2 protein-coding genes are annotated in these 1,618 nt (G+C 69.1%); both read left to right on the top strand.

Annotated elements, in window-relative coordinates; all coding sequences use genetic code 11:
- Positions 1 to 186 (top strand): transposase (locus tag FK498_RS18620; RefSeq protein ID WP_202614934.1); only part of this gene is annotated, 186 nt, incomplete at its 5' end.
- 129 nt (positions 187 to 315) lie between these two features.
- A complete protein-coding gene (locus FK498_RS18615) occupies positions 316 to 1,356 on the top strand; it encodes an IS110 family transposase (protein ID WP_141857186.1) in 1,041 nt (346 codons plus the stop codon).
- Positions 1,357 to 1,618: the final 262 nt, after the last annotated feature.

Here is a 1,618-nt window from a genome sequence, read left to right as displayed (position 1 = left end):
CGCGCCGACGTGGTCGGCATCTTCCCCTCCGAGCAGTCAATCCTGCGCCTGATCGGCGCGGTCCTGCTCGAGGCCAACGACGAGTGGCAACTCCAGCACCGCTACAGGGGCGTCGAAGCGATCGCCGAGCTGCTCAGCCCGCCGTCCGCCGCCGAAACCCTGCAACTCCCACCCAAGGCCGCCTAAGCCGTGGCCGCCTCAACTACACCCCAGATTTCCACCACGTTGATGAGGTGGATGCCCCCTGCTCCGCGGCATCGGTGTGCCATAGCGTGACTGGTGCTGAACCCGGGTCACAGGGAGGAGGGAGCATCCATGGAGAAGATCACCACCATCGGCCTCGACCTGGCGAAGAACGTCTTCCAGGTGCATGGCGTGGATGCGGCCGGTCAGGCCGTGTTCCGACGCAAGCTCCGGCGCGGCGATGTCGAGGAGTTCTTCCGGCGGCTACCGCCGGCCACGATTGGCATGGAAGCATGCGGCGGCGCGCATCATTGGGCGCGTGTTCTCGGAGCGCTTGGTCACCGGGTACTGCTGATGCCACCAGCTTACGTGAAACCCTACGTCAAGCGCGGCAAGACCGATGCCGCCGATGCCGAGGCGATCTGCGAGGCGGTGACGCGGCCGACGATGCGGTTCGTTCCCGTGAAGACCGAGGCGCAGCAAGCCGCGGCCGCCGAGTTGAAGGTTCGCCAGATGCTCGTCGAGCAGCGCACCCGATCGGTCAACGCCCTGCGCGGTCACCTCGCCGAGTTCGGCATCGTCGCAGCGAAGGGCATGGGGCGGGTGGCCGACCTCGCCGCGATCGTCCGCGATCCCACCGACGACCGCCTGCCAAGCATGGCGCGGGAGGCCCTGCTGGTCCTGGTCGAGCAGATCGAGCATCTCGAGTTCCGCATTGAGAGGGTCGAGACCGCCATCATCCGCCGCTCGCGCGCAGACGAGACAGCCAGGCGCTTGGCCACCATCCCCGGCATCGGCGCGATCACGGCCAACGCACTGCAGGCCCTCGTGCCGGACCCCGGTGGGTTCAAGTCCGGGCGCCACTTCGCGGCGTGGCTTGGCCTTGCTCCGCGGGCCCACTCGAGCGGCGGGAAGGAGCGGCTGGGGCGCATCTCGCGCGCGGGCAACGCCACGCTCCGCGCATTCCTCGTGCTCGGCGCCACAGCCAATCTCCGCTACGCACGGCGTAGCCCAGAAGCGGCGAACTGGGCGACGCGCCTGCTCGCCCGCCGGCCGTTCAAGGTCGCGGCCGTCGCGCTCGCCAATAAGATGGCACGCACCGCCTGGGCACTGCTGGTGAAGGGCGGCGTCTACAAGGTCCCCGGCGGCCGCATAGCCGCCGGGAGGAGCTGACCGGCGGCCGCCGCCGGGCAGGGGCGAGGTGCAAGGCGGCGATGGAAGAGAGACCGGCAAACCGGCTGCGAGAGAGACCGTGTCCGTCAACGCGCAACCGAGCGCGTCACGTTGATCTGGCACTCGCACCGCGAAGCTCATCGGGGCCCGCGGCCAGCCCGGCCGCATCAGAGGCCGGACACATGACCGCACCCGTGCTCTCCAACCCGTCGCAGCTCATCCACCTTGACCCGCAGGGGGCATCCACACATGACGGACGTGA

The organism is Elioraea sp. Yellowstone, from assembly GCF_006704265.1.
Taxonomy (GTDB): domain Bacteria; phylum Pseudomonadota; class Alphaproteobacteria; order Acetobacterales; family Acetobacteraceae; genus Elioraea.
This window is presented reverse-complemented; position numbering and strand designations above follow the sequence as displayed.